The sequence below is a fragment of the Actinomadura sp. 6N118 genome, assembly GCF_044326415.1.
Lineage (GTDB): Bacteria > Actinomycetota > Actinomycetes > Streptosporangiales > Streptosporangiaceae > Spirillospora.
In genome coordinates this window covers 257,793-273,190 of the sequence record NZ_JBIRAZ010000014.1, presented here as the reverse complement: position 1 = coordinate 273,190, position 15,398 = coordinate 257,793, and the positions used below count along the sequence as shown (strand labels likewise).

Below are 15,398 nucleotides of genomic sequence, written 5' to 3'. Positions count from 1 at the left end.
TAGGACCTGAGATTTGCAAGTCACCAGGATCGAGAAAGAGGTGCACACACACGGTGATGGTTGGTAGCCCCGCTGAGCCGCGAGCTGGGGGCGGGCGTCAACTCGCGGTGTGGCGCGAGGCGGTGCCCTCGCGTTCAGGCTCCAGCTGTGGCGCCCCCACGCAGCAGGCGTGCTTACACTGCGGCTCGGCCGCGGCAGGCGCCGTCCGGAGCGTGTCGTCGCGCACGGTGAAGAAGGTCAGCACCGCCCCCGCCGCCATGAGGACGGCGGACACGATCATCGCGTTGCGGAAGCCGTCGGAGAACGCGGCCGGGTCGTTGTAGGCCTCCCCGGTGAGCCCGGCCAGCGGCGGGATCGCAGCCACCGCCAGCAGGCCGGCCGCCCGGGCGACCGCGTTGTTGGTCCCGCTCGCCACCCCGGCGTGCCGGACGTCCGCGCTCGCGAGGACGGTGGCGGTGAGCGGCGCGACCATCGCCGCCAGCCCCAGGCCGAACACCACCACGGCGGGCAGCACATCGCGCACGTACGAGGCGTCCTGGCCGACGCGCGAGGCCATCAGCATGCCGGCCGCGGCCACCACGAGCCCGGCCGTCATCGGCAGCCGTGGCCCGATCCGCTGGGCCAGACCACCCGCCCGGGACGACAGGAGCAACATCAACACCGTCACCGGCAGCAGGGCCGTACCGGCGGCGATCGGCTCGAAGCCCGAGACGACCTGCAGGTTCAGCACGAAGAGGAAGAACATGATGCTCATCCCGCCATAAACCACGAACGTGACGATGTTGACGGACGTGAACTGGCGCGAGGCGAAGATCTGCAACGGCAGCATGGGCTGGGGTACCGGCTTGTCCGCGCGCCGCCCGAGCAGGCGCCGGCCGCCGCCGCGTGCCCGTTCGACGTAGACGAACGCCACCGCGGCGCCGAGTCCCAGCGCGGCGGCACCGCCGATCACGGCGGTCCCCACGTTCGCCTGCGGGGCCTCGGTCAACGCGTACGTGGTCCCGGCCAGAGCCAGTGCCGCCAGCACCGCGCCCAGGATGTCGAAGCCGCCGTGGGCGTCGGGATCGACGCTCTCTGGCACATGCCGTACCGCCACCAGCACCACGATCGCGGCGAGCGGCAGATTGAGCAGGAACACCCAGCGCCAGCCCGCGGCCTCCACCAGCCAGCCGCCCAGGAACGGCCCGATGGCGCCCGCGACGCCGCCGAGCCCGGACCAGGCGCCCACCGCACGCGGGCGGTCGTCAGAGCTGAACGAGGCCTGGATGATCGCCAGCGACCCGGGCGTGAGCAGCGCGCCGCCGATTCCCTGCAGGGCCCGCGCGGCCACCAGTGTGGTGACGTCCTGCGCGGCGCCGCACAGCAACGAGGCGAGCGCGAACCACACCACGCCGATCACGAACACCTTCCGGCGCCCGTAACGGTCGCCCAGCGAGCCGCCGAGCAGGATGAACCCGGCCAGCGTGAGGGTGTAGGCGTTCACCGTCCACTGCAGCCCGGCCATGTTCGCATCGAGGTCACGGGCCAGGCGCGGCAGCGCCACGTTGACGATCGTGGCGTCCAGCAGCGCTACGCTGGAGCCCAGCACCGTGGCCAGCAGGATCCAGCGCCCTGGCGCGCTCGCCAGCCGGATGTCGGACATCAGACGATCTGCTCGTCCACGAAGCACCAGCGCCAGTCCTCGCCCGGCTCGAACGACCGGACGATCGGGTGCGCCTCCTTGCCGGAATGCGCCGTCGCGTGGCGCATCGGCGACGAGTCACAACACCCGACATGGCCGCAGGAGAGACAAAGGCGCAGGTGGACCCACCGGTAGCCCTCCGCGAGACACTCCTCACAGCCCTGCGGCGTCACCGGATGCGGATCGACGTCCGGCAAGGTCTGCACATGCTCACAAATAGCCATATAGGCATCGTCGCACGCCCGCGTTCACTCCATGAACGGTGGCTCTCCGGTGTGCGGCCCGCTCTACCTGCCCGTATGCTCGCGGCCCATCCGTGAGGCCGGCTCATCCGTGAGGCCGGCTCATCCGTGAGGCCGGCTCATCCGTGAGGCCGGCTCATCCGTGAGGCCGGCTCACCAGTGGTCGGGGCTGAACGGCTCGTCCTCGGGGCGGGCCGACTCAGAGAGCAGCCGGAGATCGGACTCGACCATCATCGAGACGAGCTCCTCGAACGCCACCTGCGGCTCCCAGCCCAGGTGCATGCGCGCCTTCTTGGGGTCGGCGCAGAGCAGGTCGACCTCGGCGGGGCGGGTGTAGCGCTCGTCGAGGACGACGTGGTCCTCCCAGTTGAGACCGACGCTGGTGAACGCGTACTCCACAAGATCGCGCACCGACTGGGTCTGGCCCGTTCCGATGACGTAGTCCTCGGGCGCGTCCTGCGCCAGCATCATCCGCATCGCGCGGGTGTAGTCGCCGGCGAAGCCCCAGTCGCGCCGGGCCTCCATGTTGCCCAGCCGCAGCTCCGAAGCCAGCCCCAGCTTGATCCGGGCCGCGCCCAGCGTGACCTTGCGGGTCACGAACTCCGCACCGCGGCGCGGCGACTCGTGGTTGAACAGGATCCCGCTCACCGCGAACATCCCGTACGACTCGCGGTAGTTCTGGGTGATGTAGTGCCCGTAGGTCTTGGCGACGCCGTACGGGCTGCGGGGATGGAACGGGGTCTTCTCGTTCTGCGGAGTCTCCCGGACCATGCCGAACATCTCCGAGGAGGACGCCTGGTAGAAGCGGATCTGCTCGTCGCCCGGCGTACGGGACGGGCTGATGCCCGACACCACGCGGATCGCCTCCAGCATGCGCAGCACGCCCATCCCGGTGACCTCGGCCGTGAGCTCCGCCTGCTGCCAGGACATCGGGACGTAGGAGATCGCGCCCAGGTTGTAGACCTCGTCGGGGCGGACCCGTTCCACCGCCGAGATCAGGCTGCCCTGGTCGAGCAGGTCCCCGGTGGTGATCTGGACGTCGCCGATGTGCTTGCGCAGCCGCGACACGTGCGGATTGGCCTGACCGCGCACCAGGCCCCAGACCTCGAACCCCTGCTCGAGCAGATGCTCGGCGAGGTATGAGCCGTCCTGCCCGGTGATGCCGGTGATGAGCGCTCGCCTGGACAGCGGATCCTCCATGGCTGATTGGGTCAGACGTCGGAGCCCACTGCGGGCGGAAACCCGCAAAGGGTGTGAACGACGAGGTTAGCGACCCCATGGGGATGCTGACGAGCGAGGGCGCCGTTTAAACCGAATTTGCTTCAAGTTTCGAGAGTGGCGCTTGCGGCCGTAAGCCCGGAGGCGCGCTTGAGGCCCACGTCAAGGTGGCTCCCGGGGGAGGGCGGCTTCGCGCTGGGGCCGGGGATCAAGGGGCGGTGGCTTCGCGCTGGCGGGCCCGGTAGGCGGCCACGTGCATGCGGTTGCCGCACGTACGGCTGTCGCAGTAGCGGCGGCAGCGGTTGCGGGAGAGGTCCACCAGGACCCGGGCGCAGTCGGGCGCCTCGCAGGTCCGCAGCCGGTCGAGCTCCCCGGCGGAGACCACGTACGCCAGGGCCATGCCGCAGTCGGCCGCCAGATGCTCGCCCATGGGGGCGCCGGGCGCGAAGAAGTGCACGTGCCAGTCGTGCCCGTCATGATCGGTCAGATGCGGGGTCGTGCGGACGCCGCCGACGATCTCGTTGATCAGCGCGACGGCCTCAGGCACCTCGGTGGCGCCGAAGACGGCGTGGAAGCGGCCCCGCAGGCTCCGAACCTGGGCCAGATCCCGCCCGGTGAGGTCGCGGATGTCGCTGAAGCTGTTGCGATCCACGAACGCGCGCAGGCCGTCGAGATCACCGAGCCGCTCCTCCCCGGACGCTTCGGGCGCGGTGTTGATCAGATCGACGACGGTGGCGAGCGCGTGCTCGGTGTCGTGAGTGAAGATCACAATGACTCCAGTCTCAGGGGACCGGGACGGTCGCAGGACAGGGGGGCCCAGCCGAGGGGAGCAGCTCGAGGCTTGGCCCGTTCTCCACCATATGACGCAGATCTAGATCGTCCGCGCAACCCGATGCCGCCGTGCCTGCCAAGCGGGCGACATTCAGCTGTCCGTAACCGGCCGTACCGGCCCGACCACTTGATCACAAGGATCCTTGCGATCAAGTGGTCGGTGAGTCAAAGCTCAACGTGAGTAGAGCGGGTCCGCGACCACCGGGTAGAACGACCCCTCGTGCTGGACCCGCATCGTCACGATCGAGCCCGAGAGGGTGTAGTCGGCCTTCACAGGCCGGTACATCGAGTCGCAAGCCCAAGGGTTGTAGAGGCGTCCCACCGTGGCGCCATAACGCAGGTGCACGACGTCGTACCCGCCAGAAGGCATCGCCTCCAGCGCCAGCCCGTCCGCCAGCGACACCGAGAAGCGGAACTCGCTCGGCGCGTCCGGCCCGTGGATCACCGTCAGCAGCCGGATGCCGGTCGACGTCGTCTGCGCCACGATGTCGGTGTCGACCTCGATGCCCACGAACACCCGCAGGCTGGGCCGGAGCACCTGCGCGACCGTGTCGGCCGCCGGCACATCGATCCCGAAGTGGATGCGCTGCCCGTCCTTGGTCGGCACCCAGACCCCGTCACGGGCCCGCTGCCCCCAGGCGACGTCGGGGTTTTCCAGCTCCTGCGGCTCGTTCTTCCCCCGGGCGACGAGAACCCGTGCGGCAGCGTTCATCGCCGCGGCAGCCCCATCCCGTGCATGCCTCATGGCGGGCCCCCTCGCCTTCTTTCAACACAACCGTGATGCTTTGGGTTTACCACGGGGCAGTACGTCATGCCGCGCCTTGACCGGCACTTGAGTGGTTTGTGACGTTCGCCCGTGCGACGACGCACCATACACCACCCCTGATCGCCCCGGTCAGGGGCGTAACTAGGATGAGCGGGTTCGTGACTGAGGAGTGAACCATGAGCACCATCCGCGTCGCCGACCTGCCCGAGGCCGAGCAGGACTTCATCCGCACGACCCTGCGCCGGTCCACCCCGCTCCACGAGCTGCTGGGCCTGGAGATCGTGGAGATCGGCGACAGCCACGCGCTCCTCTCGATGCCCGTCCGCGAGCAGGCCTTCAACAGCACCGGCAACCTGCACGGCGGCGCCATCGCCACCCTCATCGACGTGGCCGCCGGCACCGCCGCCGCCCGCGGCAGCGGCTTCGAACCCGGCAAGAACAGCCTGGTCACCGCCGACCTGCACGTCCGCTACCTCGGCCGCCCGCACGGCGACCAGGTGTACGCCCGCGCCGAGGTCCTCAAGGCCGGCCGCCAGCTGGTCATCGTCGAATGCCGCGTGACCGACGTCGAGGACCGCATCATCGCCGCCGCCGACTTCTCGATGATGCTCGTTCCCCTCCGCCGCCCGCTCCGCCCCGTGGCCACCGCCAAGGACACCGACCCCGACCTCTGACCGGGCGCCCGGAAAATCAATTGCCCCAGGATCATGAACCACCCCATCATTGAGTGCATCGAAGAAAACGAACGCACGAAGGGGTGAGCCAGCAGATAGGCGACCGGCCTCCAACTCCGGTGAAATGTGGGTGCAACTCCTACCACCCCTGCTGGGAAATGATCAATGGGCTTGTGGTGTAACGGAAACACACCTGTCTTGCAAACAGGCGATCGGAGTTCGATTCTCCGCTAGTCCACGCAGTAGCAGCACCATCACCCGCCGTAGAAGCCTTGGCGGTGAGGCACCAGGTTTCCACCCTGGCTAACGGAGTTCGACTCTCCGCTACGGCTCGACGAGCGTCGCGAGCATGACTGGAAATGCAGCAGACTCTTAATCTGCGATATCGGGGTTCGAGTCCCCGGCGACGTACGCATGGAGGACTGGCCGAGCGGCAAGGCACCCGTTTCGAAAACGGAGATCAGGGTGACACCTGCGGGAGTTCGATTCTCTCGTCCTCCGCCATCGGGGAAAGGCGCCGCGGTCCGGCGATTCGATCGGGAAGATCGGATTGCCGGACCGCGGCGTTTACGTTACGTGCCTCAGGCGATGGCCGCCGCGTGGTGGAGACCTGATTTGGCCTCTCCCGCGGTGAGGTCGGTGAGGATTTCGGAGATGCGGTCCAGGGACTCGGCCGCCCAGGGGAGGGCGGCGGGGTCCAGGGCGGCGAGAGCGGTCAGGCGCTGCTCGTCGGTTTCGCCATAGAGGCGGGTCGTGGCGACGCGGAAGCGGAGGGCCTCGGCTGGCTCGCCGAAGGCGCTGCCGGGCAGGACGCACATTCCGTAACGTTCCAAAAGATGGCCGCAGAGTTCGGCGGCGGTGCGGATGCCATGCGCCTTCCGGAGTGTCTCGCGGTACGGGGCGAGGTCCGGGTAGACGTAGAAGGCCGCCTCAGGTGAACGTACGCGGGCGCCCGCTTGCCTGAAGCGGTCAGCCACGGCTCGCGCGATGGCCGCGTGGAGGCGGCGGCTGCGGTCGACGTGGGTGACCAGCTCGGGCGGCTCCGAGAAGGCGTACGCGGCGGCGTGCTGGATCGGGGCCGGGGCGCTGGACCACATCTCGCTCGCCACGCCGAGGAGGCTGGCGCGGAGGGCGTGGCCGAACGGGCCGTCGGGCAGGCGGGCCACACCGAGGCGCCAGCCGCCCGCGGCCAGATGCTTGCTCAACGCCGTCGTCACGACCGTGCGTTCCGGCGCGTAGGAGGCCGGGCTCGGCACCTTGCGCGCGGGGTCGTGCACCAGGTCGCGGTAGATCTCATCGGAAATGATCAAAAGGTCGTGCTCGCGGGCGACCGTGCAGAGCTTGCGGACCGTGGCCTCGGAGGCGAGGGTCCCGGTCGGGTTGTCCGGCAAGGTGACGACGACGGCCCGGATCGAGCGGCCCTGGGAACGGGCGCGGACGATCGCGTCGGCGAGCAGGGCGGGGCTCGGCACGCCGCCCTCGCCCGGCGGGGTGGCGATGAAGACCGGCTTCGCCCCGGTGAGAGCTGCCTGCGCCGCGTACGACACCCAGCTCGGCGCGGGGATCGCCACGTCGCCGTCGGTCAACGACATCAGCAGGCCGAAGAGCAGCGCTTTGCTACCGGGGCCGCAGACGACCAGGCCGGGATCGGTCGGGAGGCCACGCCGGCTCCAGTAGCCGGCGGCGGCCGCGCGGAGCGGCGCCGAGCCCGCGACCGGGCCGTATGCCCCGCGGTCGGCGGCCGATGCCAGCTCGCGGACGAGGGCGGGGTGGATGGGTATCCCGGCCTCGCCGAAGCCCAGCGGGAGGACGGGGAGCCCTTCCCGGCGCCTGCGGGCGATGGTGTCGTCGGCGGCCAAGGTGGGGGAGACCGGCAGGTCGCGTAGGGGAGGGTGCAGCGGCCGGGACGGTGCGGGCGTGTGCTGGGCGGACATCAGTGACTCCAGGGCATGGCGAATAGCGTTGTGTGATACAGGAATTCCTGTCAGTGACCCGGCCGGGCTCGATTAATGTTTGCCCGCTTCTAGCATCATCACAAGCGAGTCTCGTCGATGCTGACCGTAAGGAGATCTAATGCTGGAGGTCCGCAGGCTGCGCCTGCTCTCTGAATTCGCGCGCCGTGGCAGCATCGCGGCGACCGCGACGGCCTTGGGATACACACCCTCCGCGGTCTCCCAGCAACTCGCCGCGCTGGAACGCGAGGCGCGGGTCGCGCTGCTGGACCGGACCGCGCGGAGCGCCGAGCTGACCGATGCCGGACGGCGGCTCGCCGAACGGGCCGACCAGATCCTCACCTTGGTGGAGGCGGCGGAGGCAGAGCTCTCTGCCCAGGCGGACACACCGATGGGCCGGGTGGTCGTCACGTCGTTCCCGACAGCGGCGGTGGCGTTCGCCCCCGCGCTGGCGCACAGCCTGGCCGACCATCCGGGCCTCACGTTCGTCCTGCGGCAGACGCGGCCGGGAGACGGCATCCGGCAGGTACAGAGCGGGGAGGTCGACATCGCTCTGATCGACGACTGGACCGGCAAGATCGCGGATCAGGCGCCCGCGACCCTGAAGTTCTTTCATCTGCGCCGCGATCCGCTGGTGCTGGCATTGCCCGCGGGGCATCCGATGTCGGACCCCGACCGGCCGATCGACCTGCAGGCGTTGCGGGAGGAGCCGTGGATGGCGGCGCCTCCCGGCGAGCCGTCCCGCCAGGCGGTCGACCGGCTGCTGGACGCGGTGGGCGGCGCGCGGCCGGTGCCGTGGGAGTTCGAGGGCCTGCACACCATCCTCAGCCTGGTGGCCCAGGGGCTCGGCATCACGGCCATCCCGGCGCTGGCCCTCACCGCGGGGGATCAGGGCGTGGCGGTACGGAGCCTGCCCGACCCTTCGCTCGCCCGCGAGGTGTACGCCGTCACCCGTACGGCCAGCGTGCGGCGGCCGTCGGTGGCCGTGACCCTCCGCGCGATCTACGCCGCCGCCCGGGACGTCCAGCAGCCGCCCTCCGACGCTCGGCCGGAGGAGTGACCTGGCAGCCGTCCCGGAGCGGCGAGCCTGGACGGGAGAGGAAGCTTGGGGAGGTAGCTTCGGGGGTGCCGACCGCCTGGAGCATGCCGCGGAGCTGCTCGGAGTTGTCGTGGTCGGGGGGTGCCGTCTCGCCCATCCGCGCCTCCTCATTGAGAACGTGTGCGAGAACTATTAACGAACAGTCTAATACGGTCAAGGATGCCGACGGATGGCGTTGCACGGTGACGATAGCGCCCGAACGGCCAGGTCACCGGGGACTTCGCCACACGGACGCGATACCGTCAGAGATGCGGTGAAGGTTCGATATTGGCCGCATCCGGCCGGGACCCGCACTTTGCCCGGCGCGAATCCGAACTAATCCCCAGCCGGTCCGGTTCGCGGGCCGCGGCACGGGAGGCGCTGAACGTGACGAGCCGAACCGTACGGCAGACGGTCGATCATCACGTACCGTGGGGCGGATCGTGACCATTTCTTCAGCGGCCCTCCGGGCCGAACCGGGGGCACCAGGCTTGATGGAACGACCCGCGCCGGTCCTGCTGGAACGACCTGCGAAGCCGACCGCCGAATCGCCTGCGACGGCGACCGCTGAGTCGCCTGCGACGGTGGACGGCGGTCACCATGGTTTCGAGTTGCCCAGGCTCGCGTCCATGCTCCGGCACGCCCTGCCGCGCTTCGTCGAAGGCGTCATCGCGCCCGTCGTCGTCTTCTACGCCGCGTTCGCCGTGCTCGGTCTCAACGGCGCGCTCATAGCCGCCGTCGTCTGGGTGTACGGAGGCATCGCCTGGCGTTACGCGCGCGGCCACGGGGTGCCGGGCATGCTCCTCCTCGCCGCCGTCGGCGTCACCGTCCGCGCCGTCCTCGCCGCCGCCACCCACAGCGCCGTCGTCTACTTCCTCCAGCCGACCCTCGGCACGCTCATGGTGGCCATGGCGTTCCTCGCCTCCGTCCCCCTGCGCCGCCCCCTCGCACAGAAGCTCGCGACCGACATGGTCCCCATGCCCGAGGCCTTCCTCGAGCACGCCAGAGTCCGCCAGTTCTTCCTGCGCATCTCACTGCTGTGGTCGCTGGTCTTCTTCTCCAACGCAGTCATCAGCCTTTGGATGCTCTTCAACGAGTCCATCGGCATGTACCTCTGGGTGCGGACCAGCCTGGTGGCCGCCTTGGGTGCGGCGGCCGTGGGCGTCTCGATCCTGGGCTTCCGCCGCTGCCTGACCCACGTGAACGGCACGCCTGCCTGATCAACATCCACAGGCACAGCCACGGCCGTCGCTCAGCAGGAGCTCATCCAGCGAGGCGGCTGGGTGGCACAAGGTGATGCACAGCTTACCGATCGTGTTATCTCCTGGAAGATTGAACTTTTCGGTCGTTCGGTCTGTCTCAAAATCTCGGATACATTTCCCTGTCTGTGGGGAAAATAGACGGATTTGGGGGAGATTGTGCGTATACGGGGTCGTTTGGGGCTTGTGGTGGTCGGTGGGACGAGCGCGGCCGTGCTCGTGGCCGGCTGCAGCGGGGGCGGCGGCTCGGGACTGCTGGCCTCGAATGACGCCGGATCGGTTATGATCACGCCGGGGAACGGCGGCGCGTCGGTGAAGCCGGACAGCCCCATCGAGGTGAAGGCCTCGAACGCCACGCTGGAGAACGTGACCGTCCAGGGTGAGGGCGCCACCATCACCGGGAAGCTGTCCGCCGACCGCAAGACGTGGCGGTCGGACCGCACGCTGACGCCGGGCGCCTCGTACACCGTGACGGCGCAGTCCAAGCACGACGGCAAGCTCAACACGGCGACGAGCAAGTTCAGCACGCTCAAGCCGGCCAAGACGCTGTCGGTCATCGACGTCACCCCCAACCTCAAGGGGGAGGAGGTCGGCGTCGGCATGCCGATCATGGTGCGGTTCAACCGGCCGGTGACCGACAAGGCCGCCGTCGAGCGGGTACTGCAGGTCACGCCTGAGAAGCCGGTCGAGGGTGCCTGGCGCTGGATCACGTCCGACCAGGTGATCTACCGGACCAAGACATACTGGGCGCCGCACCAGAAGGTGCGGTTCAACGCCCAGCTCGCCGGGGTGCCCGCGGGCAAGGATGTCTACGGCGCCAAGGACGTCACCCAGACCATCAGCATCGGCGCCGCCCAGATCACGACGGGGAACATCAGCAAGCACCGGATGACGGTCACCCGCGACGGTGAGGAGTTGCGCACCCTCCCGTTCAGTGCGGGCAACGGCCAGACCCGCGAGTACACCACCACGAGCGGCGTTCACCTGCTGATGGAGAAGGCCAGCCCGGTGACGATGACCTCGCCGGGCCGCAAGGAGGGTGACCCCGGCTACTACAAGACCGTGGTCGACTATGCGGTGCGGTTCTCCAACAGTGGTGAGTTCACGCACTCGGCGCCGTGGTCGGTGGGTTCACAGGGATCGGCCAACGTCAGCCACGGCTGCCTGAACCTCAGCCCCTCCAACGCCAAGTGGTACTACGACATCATGCAGCGCGGTGACGTGCTCAAGCTGACCGGCAGTGACCGGGAAGTCGAGTGGAACAACGGCTGGAGCTTCTGGCAGGAGTCGTTCGACGACTGGAAGCAGGGCAGCGCTCTCACCTGAGCCGACGAAAAGACCCGCCGTGATGAGCGGCGGGTCTTCACTCTGCGTGAGGCTTTTGTATCGCCCTGCATGACTTCCGAGACCGAGTTGGTGGATCTTGCAACGCTTTGATCTCGGAGGTCGGTCAAAACCAGTGGTTGTGGCATCATCGACGATTTTTGTCGCTAATGTCTCCCTGGTATCAGGCGGGGTCGGGAGGATGATGGTGCAGCGAGGTCTTACCGCAGGGGTGCGGGCGGGCACGGGGCTTGCGGGGGCCGTGCTTCTCTTCGCGACCGCCTGCTCGGGGGGCGGTGACGACGGCGCCGGCGGCACCACGGTCGGCGGTAAGAACGAGCCGAACGCGCCACAGGTGACGATCACACCGGGTAACGGGTTCGGCAAGGCCAAGCCCGAAGAGGGCGTCCAGGTCAAGGTCGCGAACGGCGCGCTCGAGCAGGTCACGGTCACCCGCAAGGGCAAGCCGGTCGAGGGGCAGCTGTCGCCCGACAAGACCAGCTGGAAGTCGCGCACGCTGCGGCCGAGTTCCGACTACGAGGTCTCCGTCGTCGCCAAGAACCCGCAGGGCAAGACGACCGCGGCGACGAGCAAGTTCAAGACGCTCAAGCCCGCCGCCGAACTGACCGTCGCCGACATCACGCCGACCAAGGGCGAGAAGGTCGGCGTCGGAATGCCGATCATCGTCACGTTCAACCGCGGCGTGGACGACCGCAAGGCCGTCGAGCAGGCGCTGGGGATCAAGTCCACCAAGCCCGTCGTCGGCGCCTGGTACTGGGTCAGCGACAGCCAGGTGATCTTCCGTACGAAGAACGGCACCTACTGGAAGCCGAACCAGAAGGTCACGCTCACGGCGAAGCTGGCCGGGATCAAGGCGGGCAAGAAGACCTACGGCGTCAGCGACGTCTCCCATGGCTTCCGGATCGGCAATGAGCACATCACCACGGTCAGCACCAAGACCAAGAAGGCCACGTTCAAGGTCAACGGGAAGGTCGTCAAGCGCAGCGGCGTCAGCGCCGGCAAGGGCGGCCGGGTCCGGAACGGCGTCGACACGTACCTGACCACCAGCGGCGTCCACCTGACCATGAGCAAGCACCTGGTCGAGCGGATGACCTCGGCCTGGATGGGCGTCACGGACAAGAAGGACCCCGACTACTACGACCTGAAGCTGCCGCACGCGGTCCGCATCTCCAGCTCGGGCGAGTACCTGCACGCCAGCCCCGATCGCTACTGGGCGTTCGGCCGCACGAACGCGAGCCACGGCTGCGTGAACCTGCCGCCGCCCGTGGCCCAGTGGTTCTACAACCTGTCCTACCGCGGCGACCCGGTGATCGTCACCGGCAGCAAGCGCGGGCTCGACCCGTTCAACGGCTGGAGCTTCTACGCCATGTCGTGGAGCCGGTGGGTGAAGGGCAGCGCCCTGGACCGGACGGTCACCACCGGCTGACCACGTTGATCTGCGCCCGATCTCGGGAAGGTAGGAAAGACGACCTGCCTGAGATCGGGGACAGATGGCGGACGAAAGAGGCCTACTGGGCCAGATCGGACACGGACTGCGTCGGCGCGGGCACCGAGCGTTGAGGCGAGTGCTGCTCATGGCGCTGGCGCCATTAGTCCGGTTGCGCCGGGTGCGGCGGACGGACCGGCTGAGGATCCGGGTCTTCCTGCAGCATGCTTACGGCGCGGGCGGGACTATCCGGACAGTGCTCAACCTGTGCGGCTATCTGGCCCAGGAGCACGATGTCGAGCTCGTCAGCGTCGTCCGCGACCGCCAGGACCCGTGCTTCCGGATCCCCGACGGCGTGAGGGTGACCGTCGCGGACGACCGGAGGAAGAAACCAATCAGCAAGGCCGCCCGGCTCTTGACCCGTCTGCCGAGCCTGCTGACTCCGGCGGGTGACGCCTCGTTCCGCAGCATGAACCTGTGGGCCGACCTGCAACTCGTCCGAACGCTCTGCCGTCCCGCCCCCGACGTCCTGGTCGGAACGCGCCCGTCGCTCAACCTCCTCATCGCGGCGCTCGCGCCGCGCGGGACCACCACGATCGGGCAGGACCACATGAACCTGCCGTCGTACCGCCCGCACCTGCGCCGCGAGATCTTGCGTTCGTACGGCCGCCTCACCGCACTCGCGGTCCTCACCGAGGTGTCCCGCGCCGATTACGAGACCGCGCTGGCAGGCACACCTGTCCGGATCGTCCAGATCCCCAACGCAGTCCCCACGCTGAGCAGCGGCGGCCCCTCACCACGAGACTCCAAGGTGGTCCTGGCCGCAGGAAGGCTGACCCGTCAGAAGGGCTTCGACCTGCTGATCCGGGCGTACGAGCCCCTCGCAGCCGAGCATCCCGACTGGACGCTGCGGATCTTCGGCGGCGGACCCCACCGCGACCGGCTTCGGAAGATGATCGCCGATATGGGCCTGGCGGGCCGCGTCGACCTGCGTGCCAGGACCCTCGACCTGGCGGAAGAGATGCGCCGCGCCTCGATCTACGTGCTGTCCTCCCGCTTCGAGGGCATGCCCATGGTGATCATCGAAGCGATGTCCCTGGGCCTCCCCGTGGTGGCGTTCGACTGCCCCACCGGCCCAGCCGAAATGATCACCACCGGCCACGACGGCCTCCTGGTCCCGCCAGGCGACCTGCCAGGCCTCGCCGCCGCCCTGCGCAAGCTGATCGAGGACGCCACCCTGCGGGACCGCCTAGGCGAGGAGGCCATCCGTTCCGTCCGTGCCTACGACTTGACCCGAATCGGAGCCCAATGGCAGCGCCTCCTAGCCGAACTCCACCCACGCCTGTGACCCGGCGCCCGCCGAGAAAATGCGTTGCGGCCATCGCTCGGAGCCGGGCATCGTAGGGGTCAGCCAGAAGGGAGCGGCCGCCATGACCGAAGAGCGCGAACGCCGCTCCGGAGAACGCCCGTAGGCCCACACGCCCTACGGCCGCCCTCCGATCGCGGAGCGGCGGCCCTCCTCATTTCCAGGCGCGTTCGTCCAGTGGCCAGGACACCAGGCTCTCACCTTGGAGACACGAGTTCGATCCTCGTACGCGCTACGCAAGGCCCGCATCCACCGGGTCAACCTCGTCACGTCCAAAGGTCGGATCACAGCATCTCGCCCGCGTACCGGGCATATACCGCGGCGGCGCGGCGCATCGCGGCCTCTTCGACGTACTCGCTGGGGCCGTGGGAAACGTCGAGGCGGCCCGGGCCGTAGCCGAACGCGGGGATGCCGAGTTGCGCGTACCAGCGGATCTCCAGGATGCCCGCACACATCTCGAAACGAGCCTCGCCACCCTCGACCTCACTGACCACCCGGGCGAGCGCGGCGGCGGCAGGATGACCGTCCTCGGTGCTCGCCGAGGGCTGCAGCTGGGTGACCTGTACCGATACCTCGGCGCCGACCTCACCCGCTGCCTCGTCGATGAGGGCGGTGAGGCGTTTGACCTCCCCGTCGAGGTCTTCCTCTGGGTTGTAGCGGCCGTCCACGGTGAAGTACGCGGATCCGGGCACGACATTGAAGTTCGACCCGCCACCCGAGCGTCCGCCCACGACCAGCATCGTGCCCGGCGCGTCGGTGGGGTCCATAGGGAAGGCGGTGTGCCGTTCGGCCATCTCGGCTGCGTACCGTTCGACAGGGCGCGCGACGTGCAGCATGTGCTGGAAGGCGTTCACACCCCGGCTCGCCTGACCAACGTGGGCCTCACGGCCTTGGATGTCCACCCGGAGGGAGACGGCGCCACGGGCGGCGTTCCAGATGCTGCCACTGCTGGGTTCGCCGGTGACCATGGCCACGGCGGACGGGTCGATCAGCCCTGCGTCGCGCAGGTAGCCGGCGCCGGCGACGCTGCCGGTCTCCTCGTCGCACACCAGGTGAACGACGATCCGTCCTTCCCCCAGAAGCCCCAGTTCCTTGGCGGCCGCGGCGCCGTAGAGCATGCTGACGATGCCGCCTTTCATGTCCGCGGTGCCACGGCCGATGATCTTTCCGTCGCGGCGCACCGCGGTGAACTGCTGACCGTCCTGGGCTGGCACGACGTCGAAGTGCCCGTGAAAGTACAGCAGCTTGTCCCCTTCGCCGGCGGTGCCACGGACGATGCACGGCTCCTCTAGTTCGGCGGGCGCGCCGGGGATCTCAATGATCTCTGGGGACAGGCCGAGGTCGTCCATGGCCTGGCGCAGGATCTGCGCGCAGCGCCCCAGCGCCCGCCCGGGCGGATTCTCCGAGTCCACGGCCACCAGCCGCTCCAGGAGCACGGTCATCTCGTGTGCCCGTTCCTCCAGCCATTCCTGGACCTGCTGCGCGGCGGAAGCCGTCATGATCATCACCTTTCGTCGGAGCACTGCTGCGAACACGGGAGGGCGCGTACGGCCACCCCGTA

Annotated in this window: 13 protein-coding genes and 6 tRNA genes; 12 read left to right on the top strand and 7 right to left on the bottom strand. The window is 68.7% G+C overall.

The features are described 5' to 3' along the window. Positions 1-97: 97 nt before the first annotated feature. The 5 genes from ACH34W_RS33590 to ACH34W_RS33570 form a co-directional block, all read right to left on the bottom strand. Positions 98-1,642, bottom strand: a complete 1,545-nt coding sequence (locus tag ACH34W_RS33590; RefSeq protein ID WP_395965163.1) for an MFS transporter — start codon at positions 1,640-1,642, stop codon at positions 98-100. Then, entirely contained in the window at positions 1,642-1,905 is a 264-nt protein-coding gene (locus ACH34W_RS33585; protein WP_395965162.1) for a UBP-type zinc finger domain-containing protein, read from the bottom strand. The genes ACH34W_RS33590 and ACH34W_RS33585 overlap by 1 nt, the downstream gene beginning before the upstream one ends. 171 nt (positions 1,906-2,076) lie before the next feature. Next, positions 2,077-3,111, bottom strand: a complete 1,035-nt coding sequence (gene gmd, locus ACH34W_RS33580; protein WP_395965187.1) for a GDP-mannose 4,6-dehydratase — start codon at positions 3,109-3,111, stop codon at positions 2,077-2,079. A gap of 238 nt (positions 3,112-3,349) precedes the next feature. After that, complete coding sequence (locus ACH34W_RS33575; protein ID WP_395965161.1) at positions 3,350-3,910, bottom strand: CGNR zinc finger domain-containing protein; 561 nt, start codon at positions 3,908-3,910, stop codon at positions 3,350-3,352. Positions 3,911-4,144: 234 nt separating this feature from the next. Beyond that, positions 4,145-4,684: a hypothetical protein gene (locus tag ACH34W_RS33570; protein ID WP_395965160.1), complete on the bottom strand. Its 540-nt coding sequence runs from the start codon at positions 4,682-4,684 to the stop codon at positions 4,145-4,147. A gap of 230 nt (positions 4,685-4,914) precedes the next feature. On the opposite strand from ACH34W_RS33570, the gene ACH34W_RS33565 reads away from it, so the two are divergent. From ACH34W_RS33565 to ACH34W_RS33540, 6 genes are all read left to right on the top strand, one after another. Then, entirely contained in the window at positions 4,915-5,412 is a 498-nt protein-coding gene (locus tag ACH34W_RS33565) for a PaaI family thioesterase (protein ID WP_395965159.1), read from the top strand. A 79-nt stretch (positions 5,413-5,491) separates the two neighbouring features. Next, a tRNA-Trp gene (locus ACH34W_RS33560) sits at positions 5,492-5,563 on the top strand. Positions 5,564-5,579: 16 nt separating this feature from the next. Further along, positions 5,580-5,650 (top strand) — tRNA-Ala (locus ACH34W_RS33555). 22 nt (positions 5,651-5,672) lie between these two features. Beyond that, positions 5,673-5,744: transfer RNA gene (locus tag ACH34W_RS33550), tRNA-Gly, on the top strand. Positions 5,745-5,750: 6 nt separating this feature from the next. Continuing rightward, positions 5,751-5,823 (top strand) — tRNA-Lys (locus ACH34W_RS33545). 5 nt (positions 5,824-5,828) lie between these two features. Continuing rightward, positions 5,829-5,916 (top strand) — tRNA-Ser (locus ACH34W_RS33540). Between the two features lie 77 nt (positions 5,917-5,993). On the opposite strand, the gene ACH34W_RS33535 is transcribed toward ACH34W_RS33540, so the two are convergent. Then, the gene (locus ACH34W_RS33535; protein WP_395965158.1) at positions 5,994-7,346 is read right to left on the bottom strand and encodes a pyridoxal phosphate-dependent aminotransferase; all 1,353 of its coding nucleotides are present in this window, start codon (positions 7,344-7,346) and stop codon (positions 5,994-5,996) included. Positions 7,347-7,485: 139 nt separating this feature from the next. Between ACH34W_RS33535 and ACH34W_RS33530 the strand changes: the two genes are divergently transcribed. From ACH34W_RS33530 to ACH34W_RS33505, 6 genes are all read left to right on the top strand, one after another. Beyond that, a complete protein-coding gene (locus ACH34W_RS33530) occupies positions 7,486-8,424 on the top strand; it encodes a LysR family transcriptional regulator (protein ID WP_395965157.1) in 939 nt (312 codons plus the stop codon). Positions 8,425-8,885: 461 nt separating this feature from the next. Continuing rightward, entirely contained in the window at positions 8,886-9,662 is a 777-nt protein-coding gene (locus ACH34W_RS33525; protein WP_395965156.1) for a VC0807 family protein, read from the top strand. A 321-nt stretch (positions 9,663-9,983) separates the two neighbouring features. Next, positions 9,984-11,027, top strand: coding sequence for an Ig-like domain-containing protein (locus ACH34W_RS33520; RefSeq protein WP_395965155.1), 1,044 nt, complete (start codon positions 9,984-9,986; stop codon positions 11,025-11,027). A gap of 199 nt (positions 11,028-11,226) precedes the next feature. Beyond that, positions 11,227-12,471: an Ig-like domain-containing protein gene (locus ACH34W_RS33515; RefSeq protein ID WP_395965154.1), complete on the top strand. Its 1,245-nt coding sequence runs from the start codon at positions 11,227-11,229 to the stop codon at positions 12,469-12,471. A gap of 148 nt (positions 12,472-12,619) precedes the next feature. Then, complete coding sequence (locus tag ACH34W_RS33510; protein WP_395965186.1) at positions 12,620-13,819, top strand: glycosyltransferase family 4 protein; 1,200 nt, start codon at positions 12,620-12,622, stop codon at positions 13,817-13,819. Between the two features lie 181 nt (positions 13,820-14,000). Next, positions 14,001-14,072, top strand: a tRNA-Glu gene (locus ACH34W_RS33505). A gap of 49 nt (positions 14,073-14,121) precedes the next feature. Here ACH34W_RS33505 and ACH34W_RS33500 read toward each other — a convergent pair. After that, the gene (locus ACH34W_RS33500; RefSeq protein ID WP_395965153.1) at positions 14,122-15,336 is read right to left on the bottom strand and encodes an ArgE/DapE family deacylase; all 1,215 of its coding nucleotides are present in this window, start codon (positions 15,334-15,336) and stop codon (positions 14,122-14,124) included. Positions 15,337-15,398 lie beyond the last annotated feature (62 nt).

Excerpts from the sequence above, each read along its gene's own strand:
- ACH34W_RS33590 (WP_395965163.1), bottom strand. The coding sequence starts at position 1,642 with ATGTCCGACATCCGGCTGGCGAGCGCGCCAGGGCGCTGGATCCTGCTG.
- ACH34W_RS33585 (WP_395965162.1), bottom strand. The coding sequence starts at position 1,905 with ATGGCTATTTGTGAGCATGTGCAGACCTTGCCGGACGTCGATCCGCAT.
- ACH34W_RS33570 (WP_395965160.1), bottom strand. The coding sequence starts at position 4,684 with ATGAACGCTGCCGCACGGGTTCTCGTCGCCCGGGGGAAGAACGAGCCG.
- ACH34W_RS33565 (WP_395965159.1), top strand. The coding sequence starts at position 4,915 with ATGAGCACCATCCGCGTCGCCGACCTGCCCGAGGCCGAGCAGGACTTC.
- ACH34W_RS33535 (WP_395965158.1), bottom strand. The coding sequence starts at position 7,346 with ATGTCCGCCCAGCACACGCCCGCACCGTCCCGGCCGCTGCACCCTCCC.
- ACH34W_RS33530 (WP_395965157.1), top strand. The coding sequence starts at position 7,486 with ATGCTGGAGGTCCGCAGGCTGCGCCTGCTCTCTGAATTCGCGCGCCGT.
- ACH34W_RS33520 (WP_395965155.1), top strand. The coding sequence starts at position 9,984 with ATGATCACGCCGGGGAACGGCGGCGCGTCGGTGAAGCCGGACAGCCCC.
- ACH34W_RS33515 (WP_395965154.1), top strand. The coding sequence starts at position 11,227 with ATGATGGTGCAGCGAGGTCTTACCGCAGGGGTGCGGGCGGGCACGGGG.
- ACH34W_RS33510 (WP_395965186.1), top strand. The coding sequence starts at position 12,620 with ATGGCGCTGGCGCCATTAGTCCGGTTGCGCCGGGTGCGGCGGACGGAC.
- ACH34W_RS33500 (WP_395965153.1), bottom strand. The coding sequence starts at position 15,336 with ATGACGGCTTCCGCCGCGCAGCAGGTCCAGGAATGGCTGGAGGAACGG.